Annotated in this window: 6 protein-coding genes; all 6 read left to right on the top strand. The window is 65.2% G+C overall.

Annotation, left to right across the window (positions count from 1 at the left end; translation table 11 throughout):
- Positions 1 to 226: 226 nt before the first annotated feature.
- Genes WBB95_RS29270 through WBB95_RS29295 form a run of 6 tightly spaced genes read left to right on the top strand, consistent with a single transcriptional unit; the run spans position 227 to position 7,069 of the window.
- Positions 227 to 1,186 (top strand): AAA family ATPase, encoded by a 960-nt coding sequence (locus tag WBB95_RS29270; RefSeq protein WP_003174327.1) that lies wholly within the window; start codon positions 227 to 229, stop codon positions 1,184 to 1,186.
- 5 nt (positions 1,187 to 1,191) lie between these two features.
- Positions 1,192 to 2,124, top strand: coding sequence for a DUF58 domain-containing protein (locus tag WBB95_RS29275; protein WP_424490757.1), 933 nt, complete (start codon positions 1,192 to 1,194; stop codon positions 2,122 to 2,124).
- The gene (locus tag WBB95_RS29280) at positions 2,121 to 2,615 is read left to right on the top strand and encodes a DUF4381 domain-containing protein (protein WP_424490758.1); all 495 of its coding nucleotides are present in this window, start codon (positions 2,121 to 2,123) and stop codon (positions 2,613 to 2,615) included. The genes WBB95_RS29275 and WBB95_RS29280 overlap by 4 nt, the downstream gene beginning before the upstream one ends.
- Positions 2,608 to 3,696 (top strand): vWA domain-containing protein, encoded by a 1,089-nt coding sequence (locus WBB95_RS29285; RefSeq protein WP_424490759.1) that lies wholly within the window; start codon positions 2,608 to 2,610, stop codon positions 3,694 to 3,696. Before WBB95_RS29280 ends, WBB95_RS29285 begins: the two co-directional genes overlap by 8 nt.
- On the top strand, positions 3,693 to 5,432 hold the full coding sequence (locus WBB95_RS29290; RefSeq protein ID WP_424490760.1) for a tetratricopeptide repeat protein: 1,740 nt from the start codon (positions 3,693 to 3,695) through the stop codon (positions 5,430 to 5,432). Before WBB95_RS29285 ends, WBB95_RS29290 begins: the two co-directional genes overlap by 4 nt.
- Positions 5,429 to 7,069 (top strand): BatD family protein, encoded by a 1,641-nt coding sequence (locus WBB95_RS29295; RefSeq protein ID WP_424490761.1) that lies wholly within the window; start codon positions 5,429 to 5,431, stop codon positions 7,067 to 7,069. Before WBB95_RS29290 ends, WBB95_RS29295 begins: the two co-directional genes overlap by 4 nt.
- The last annotated feature ends 51 nt before the right edge of the window (positions 7,070 to 7,120 follow it).

The following is a 7,120-nucleotide window of genomic DNA, read 5'->3' on the forward strand; positions in this document are numbered from 1 at the left end:
GTCCTGACTGGGGCCGCTTCGCAGCCCAACGCAGGGCAAGCCTGCTCACCACAGGAAGCCGTCGCGACCACCTCAATTTGTGCTCAACACACAAAAATCCTACAAGTTTTCCTTAAAATAGCCCGCGCGCCGTTAGTCGCCACACCCTGCGATGCATTAAAGTAAGCCCCCCAGGCCCGGCGTTTTTCTCGACGCCCAGGCTCATCTTCTCCAGGAACCGTCATCGATGGAACATCGTGAAGCGCTGCTTGCGCTGCGAACCTTTCTCTCTACGCAGATTCTCGGCCAGGAAAAACTCATCGATCGCCTGCTGATCGCGCTGCTGGCTGACGGCCACATGTTGGTAGAAGGCGCCCCGGGCCTGGCCAAGACCAAGGCCATCAAAGAGTTGGCCGAAGGCATCGAAGCGCAGTTCCATCGTATTCAGTTCACCCCCGACCTGCTGCCCGCCGACATCACCGGCACCGAGATCTATCGCCCGGAAACTGGCAGTTTTGTGTTCCAGCAAGGCCCGATCTTCCACAACCTGGTGTTGGCCGACGAAATCAACCGTGCCCCGGCCAAGGTGCAGTCAGCCTTGCTCGAGGCGATGGCCGAGCGCCAGGTCAGCGTGGGCCGCAGCACCTACGACCTTTCACCGCTGTTTCTGGTGATGGCCACGCAAAACCCGATCGAGCAGGAAGGCACCTACCCGTTGCCCGAAGCCCAGCTCGACCGCTTCCTGATGCACGTCAAAATCGGTTTTCCGGACGCCGCCGTCGAGCGTCGCATCCTGCAGCAAGCCCGTGGCGAAGCCCTCAATGGCGAAACCAAGCCCGAGCGCCGCGTCAGCCAACAGGCGATTTTCGCCGCGCGCAAGGAAATCCTCGGCCTGTACATGGCCGATGCGGTGGAGGAATACCTCGTGCAACTGGTCATGGCCACGCGCACCCCGGCCAAATTCGACCCGGAAATGGCCGAATGGATTGCCTACGGCGCCAGCCCGCGCGGCTCCATTGCCCTCGACCGCTGCGCCCGCGCCCACGCCTGGCTGGCCGGTCGCGACTTCGTCAGCCCGGAAGACATCCAGGCGGTGCTGTTTGACGTGCTGCGCCACCGCATCATTCTGTCGTTCGAGGCCGAAGCGGCCGGCATTGACCAGGACCGTGTGGTGCAACGCATTCTCGACGTCGTTGCCGTCGCTTGAACCCCATGAACGCCAGCGATGGAATCCGCGTCACGCTCAGCGAACTGATTGAGATGCGTCACCGCGTGCGCGAAGTGCAGCTGTTTTCCACGCCGAGCCAGCGCAGCCCGCTGATCGGCCTGCACCACTCGAAGCTGCGCGGGCGCGGCGTCGACTTCGACCAGGTGCGCGTGTACCAGGCCGGCGACGATGTGCGCACCATCGACTGGCGCGTCACGGCGCGCACCCAGGAGCCGCACACCAAACTGTTCCACGAAGAGCGCGAACGGCCGATTTTCATCATGGTCGAGCAAAGCTGCCGGTTGTTTTTCGGCTCCGGCCGAATGTTCAAGTCGGTGCTCGCCGCGCAAGCCGCCAGCCTCATCGGCTGGGCGGCGCTGGGGCATAACGACCGCGTCGGCGGGCTGGTGTTTGGCGACAGCGAGCACTACGAAATCAAACCCCGGCGCAGCAAACAAAGCCTGCTGCAACTGCTGAACCGACTGGTGCGGGTCAACCAGAGCCTGAACACCGACAGCCGCCCCGAGGCGGATGCCCTCGGCATGGCCCTGCGCCGTGGCCGCGAAGTGCTGCGCCCGGGCAGCCTGGTGATCGTGATCTGCGATGAACGCGCCCTCACCGAAGGCGCCGAGCAACAACTGAGCTTGCTGTCGCGCCATTGCGACCTGCTGTTGCTGCCGATCTCCGACCCCCTCGACCACGCCCTGCCCGCTGCCGGGCTCCTGCGTTTCGCCGAACGCGGCGCGCAGTTGGAGCTCGACACGCTGAACTACGACTTGCGCCAAGCCTACAAGGCCCAGGCCGAAGCGCGCATTGCCCGTTGGGAACTGCTGGCGCAAAAACTGCGGATTTTATTGATGCCGCTGAGCACCCAAGGCGAAATGGTTGAGCAACTGCGTGAATACCTCAACCCGCAACGCCCGGTTAAAAAGCAATGAGCAGCCTCGACCAACTGCAGCCCCTGATCGCCCCGCCGTCGATTGGTTTCTGGCCGCCCGCGCCGGGTTGGTGGCTGTTGCTGCTGGTGATTCCGCTGATCGGTTGGGGGCTGTGGTCGCTGCGCCGCTTCCTGCCCGCCCGCCGCCCGGTGGCCCGTGCCGAGCAGCCGCTCGACCCGTTGCGCATCGCCGCCCTGGCTGAACTGGCGCTGATGCCCAAACCCTACGACGGCGCCCCCGCCGGTGCCTGGTTGCAACAACTCAACGGCCTGCTCAAACGCCTGTGCCGCAACGACTACCCTTACAGTCAAAGCCACACCCTCAACGGCCGCAAATGGCTGGCGTTCCTCGACAACCGTTGCCCGGCGGCCGGCCTCACACGCTGGATGGTGCTGGTGGAAGGTGCCTACAAGCCCGAATGCAAACTCGACGACAAGGCCATCGCTGGCCTGACCCAAGCCGTCGACACCTGGATTCGCAAACATGTTTGAGTTCGCCTGGCCGTGGATCTTCGCCCTGCTGCCATTGCCCTGGCTGATGCGCCTTGTGCTGCCGGTGGCCGACAGCGGCGAGCCGGCATTGAAAGTCAGCTACCTCGCCGACCTCGAAGGCCTGGCCCGCCGCCGCGCACGGGTCAACCTGCCCGGCTGGCGCCAGCAAGCGCCGTTCGTAGTGATGTGGCTGCTGCTGTTGACCGCCGCCGCACGCCCCGAATGGCTCGGTGAACCCTTGCCGATCGCCGCCAGTGGCCGCGACCTGCTGGTGGCGGTGGACGTCTCCGGCTCCATGGATTTCCCCGACATGCACTGGCAGGACGACGACGTCAGCCGCCTGAGCCTGGTCCAACACTTGCTCGGCGACTTCCTGGAAAGCCGCGAAGGCGACCGCGTCGGCCTGATCCTCTTCGGCAGCCAGGCTTACCTGCAAGCACCGCTGACCTTCGACCGGCGCACCGTGCGCACCTGGCTGGATGAAGCGCGCATCGGCATCGCTGGCAAAAACACCGCCATTGGCGATGCCATCGGCCTCGCGCTCAAGCGCCTGCGCCAGCGCCCGGCGCAAAGCCGCGTGTTGATCCTGGTCACCGACGGCGCCAACAACGCCGGGCAGATCGAGCCGCTGACCGCCGCGCGCCTCGCCGCCGAAGAAGGCGTGAAGATCTACCCGATCGGCATCGGCGCCGACCCCGAACAAACCGGCTCCCTGGGCATCCTCGGCGTGAACCCGAGCCTGGACCTCGACGAACCGGCCCTCAAAGCCATCGCCGAGGCCACGGGCGGGCGTTATTTCCGAGCGCGCGACGGCGACGAGCTGCAAAAGATCAAGCAAACCCTCGACCAGCTCGAGCCCGTAGCGCAACAGCCCACCCAGGCGCGCCCGGCCCAGGCGTTGTACAGCGCGCCATTGGCCCTGGCCCTGATCCTCAGCATGCTGTTGGTGATCCAGGAACGCTGGCCCAACAACGCCTTGCAACGCGCGTTCAACAAGCTGTCGACCAAGGGAATTTTCCTGCAACAGCACCCCGAATGGCGCCAACGCCTCAAACGCCTGCGTTTAAGGAGGCGTCGATGATCGACCTGTGGCCCCATTGGTTCCGCCCCTGGTGGCTGTTGCTGCTGCCGCTGCTCGGCTGGTTGCTGTGGCAGTTGTGGCACCGGCAAAAGCGCGCCGGGCGTTGGCAGATGATCCTGCCGCCGGCCTTTCATGCGGTGCTGCTCAGTGGTGGCAGCGGCCGCGAAAGTAAATCACCGTGGGTGGTGCTGGGCATTGCCTGGCTGCTGGCGGTGCTGGCGCTGCTGGGCCCCAGCTGGCAACGGGTTGAACAGTCCAGCCAGAAACCGGCCGACCCGGTGGTGGTGTTGCTGGAGCTGACCCCGGAAATGCTCGCCACCGACAGCCCGCCCAACCGCCTGGAGCAGGCGCGGCGCAAGCTCTACGACCTGCTGCAAGCGCGGGATAACGCGCCGACCGCGATTGTCGTGTATGCCGGTAGCGCTCACACGCTGGTGCCGCTGTCTGACGATTTGGCCACCAGCCGCAACCTGCTCGAAGCGTTGCGGCCCTCGATCATGCCCGAGCCCGGCCATCGCGCCGACTTGGCCGTCGAGAAAGCCTTGGGCCTGCTCAAGCAAGGCGGTCTCGGCCAGGGGCGCCTGCTGCTGGTTGGCTCCTCGCTGTCAAAACAGGAACGCCAGGGCATTCGGTTGCAACTGCAAGGTGCCCAGGCGCCGAGCCTGTCGATCCTCGGCATCGGCAGCCGCGAAGGCACGCCGGTAACCCAGGAAAGTGGCGAGTTCCTCAAGGATGAACAAGGCGCGATCCTTATTCCGCGCCTCGACGGCCCGACCCTCAAGGCCTTCGCCAGCGAAATGGGCGGCCGCTACCGTGCCGCGCGCCTGGATGACAAGGACCTGCGCCAACTCAACCTGCTCGACGGCCCGCAAACCCTGCGCAATGACGGCCAACTGCTGCACCTCGACACCTGGGCCGATCAGGGCTACTGGCTGCTGCTGCCCCTGTTACTGCTGGCAGCAGCAGCCGGGCGGCGTGGCTGGCTGTTCTGCCTGCCGCTGTTATTGCTGGGCGCGCCGCAACCCAGCTATGCCTTTGGGCTTCAAGACCTGTGGCTGCGCCCCGACCAGCAAGGCCAATACCTGCTCAAGCACAAACGCCCGGCCGAGGCCGCCGAACATTTCGAGAACCCGCAATGGCAAGGCGTGGCGCTGTATGAGGCTGGCAATTATGCCGAAGCCATCAAGCGCTTTGCCCAGGGCAACGACGCCTATTCCCATTACAATCGCGGTAATGCCTTGGCCAAGTCAGGTGAACTGGAGGCAGCCGTCGATGCATACGAACAGGCCCTGGAAGCCCAGCCCGACCTGCAACCGGCCTTGAAAAACAAGGCGCTCGTGGAGCGTTTGATGCAGGAAAAGGCCCAGCCAGAGCCGCCCAAGCCGGTCAAAAACGAGGATGACGAAACCACCCAACCCGGCCAAACTGCGCAACCGGGAGCGAGTGGGCAAAGTCATACCGGTGGCGAACAGTCTGAACAGGGGCAGGGTCAAGCCGGCACTGGCGACACCCAAACCGGCGCTACGCCGCCTACGGGTGGTAACGAAGTCCCGGGCAGCGAGTTGGGTGACGAAAAAACCACCACGCCGCCGCTGCGCCCCGCTGACGCCAGCCTCGACGGCGAACACCGCCAGGCGCTGGAGCAATGGCTGCGGGAGATCCCGGACAACCCCGGCGAGCTGCTGCGGCGTAAATTCTGGTACGAACAGCAACAACATCAGGACAAGACTCGATGAGCCGCCGCACCACCCTTCTGCTTCTGCTCGCGTTATCGGCAGGCCACGCCCAGGCGGCGAACCTGGTCGCCAGCGTCGACCGCAGCCGCCTCAATTCCGGGGAAACGGTAGAGCTGACGGTCGAGTCCAGCGACGTAACGCAGTTCGGCAAACCTGACCTGGCGCCCCTGGATGCGCAGTTTGAAGTCAGCGGCACCCGCCAGATCAACCAGCTCACCACGCTGGGCGGCGACAACCACGCCACCACACGCTGGATCATCACCCTGCTGCCCAAGGAAAACGGCACCGTGGTGATTCCGCCGCTGCAAGTGGGCGAGCTCAAGACCCAGCCGATCAGCCTGCAAGTGGTCGAGACCGCAAGCCAGAACACCAGCGCCGAACTGGCGCCGGTGTTCGTCGAAACCAGCCTCGACCAGAACAGCGTGTACGTCCAGGCCCAGGCATTGTTGACCGTGCGCGTGTACCACTCGGTGTCGCTGTACGACGACAGCAGCCTCACGCCGCTGCAGATTCCTGATGCGCGCATCGAGCAATTGGGCGAATCGCGCACTTACGAGAAGGTCATCAACAGCATCCGCCATGGCGTGATCGAAACGCGTTATGCGATCTACCCGCAGCACAGCGGCGCACTGGTGATCCCGGCGCAGACCTTCAGCGCGACCCTGGTGGAATCCCGCCCGCCGCAGGAAAACACGCTGCAAGGCACCAAGCCGGGAAAGCTGATCCACGTGAGCTCCGCCGAACTGCCGCTGACGGTCAAGCCCAAGCCCGCGCTCTATCCCGCCGACGCCCCGTGGATACCGGCGCGCAGCCTGACGCTCAACGAGGCCTGGAACCCCGAGCCCGACCATGTGCAGGTCGGCGATTCCCTGACCCGCAGCCTGACTGTCAAGGCCGAGGGCCTCTCCAGCGCGCAATTGCCGGCGCTGCCCAGCACCGACATCAACGGCCTGCGCCGCTACCCCGACCAACCGGTGCTCGGCAACCAGAACAACGACCGTGGCCTGATCGGCAGCCGCGAAGACCGCGAAGCCCTGGTGCCCACCCGCGCAGGCGCAGTGGAATTGCCTGCGGTGGAGGTGGTGTGGTGGAACACCCACGAAGATCACCTCGAACGCACCACCCTGCCCGCCCGCACGCTGCAAGTGGCCATCAACCCAAGCCTGGTGGTGGATGCGCCCGCCACGCCCACCGTGATTACCGCGCCGGACGATGACCGCCTGTGGCTGTGGCAACTGAGCACGCTGATCCTCGCCTGCACCACGCTGCTCGGCTTCGGCCTGTGGTGGCGAGCGCGCCGCCAACCGGCCGTGCAACGCGCCGCGCAAACCGGCCCAAGCCCGCGTTCCTTGCTCGACGACCTCAAGCGCGCCACCCAGGCCAACGACCCCCAAGCCACGCGCCAGGCGCTGGATGCCTGGGCGCGGCAACAGCCGGAAACCCTGGCAGACATGGCCGCGCGGTTTGTGCCGCTGTCGGACGCCCTGGATGGGCTCAACGGCGCGCTTTACAGTGAGGGCGGGCATTTCTGGCTGGGCGAAGACCTGTGGCGCGCGGTCAAAGCCATCCCGGTCGCCGAGCGCGAGCAAGACCCGGCCACCGACACCACCAGCTTGCCGCCGTTGTATCCCAAGTAACCCACCTCTACCTGCCGCTATGTTCCCAGTGGGAGCTGGCTTGCCTGCGAT

The sequence above is a fragment of the Pseudomonas sp. genome, from assembly GCF_049645325.1.
Classification (GTDB): domain Bacteria; phylum Pseudomonadota; class Gammaproteobacteria; order Pseudomonadales; family Pseudomonadaceae; genus Aquipseudomonas.

What these genes read in the sequence shown, in the direction of transcription:
- WBB95_RS29295 (WP_424490761.1), top strand. Translation starts at nt 5,429, where the DNA reads ATGAGCCGCCGCACCACCCTTCTGCTTCTGCTCGCGTTATCGGCAGGC.
- WBB95_RS29290 (WP_424490760.1), top strand. Translation starts at nt 3,693, where the DNA reads ATGATCGACCTGTGGCCCCATTGGTTCCGCCCCTGGTGGCTGTTGCTG.
- WBB95_RS29270 (WP_003174327.1), top strand. Translation starts at nt 227, where the DNA reads ATGGAACATCGTGAAGCGCTGCTTGCGCTGCGAACCTTTCTCTCTACG.
- WBB95_RS29275 (WP_424490757.1), top strand. Translation starts at nt 1,192, where the DNA reads ATGAACGCCAGCGATGGAATCCGCGTCACGCTCAGCGAACTGATTGAG.
- WBB95_RS29280 (WP_424490758.1), top strand. Translation starts at nt 2,121, where the DNA reads ATGAGCAGCCTCGACCAACTGCAGCCCCTGATCGCCCCGCCGTCGATT.
- WBB95_RS29285 (WP_424490759.1), top strand. Translation starts at nt 2,608, where the DNA reads ATGTTTGAGTTCGCCTGGCCGTGGATCTTCGCCCTGCTGCCATTGCCC.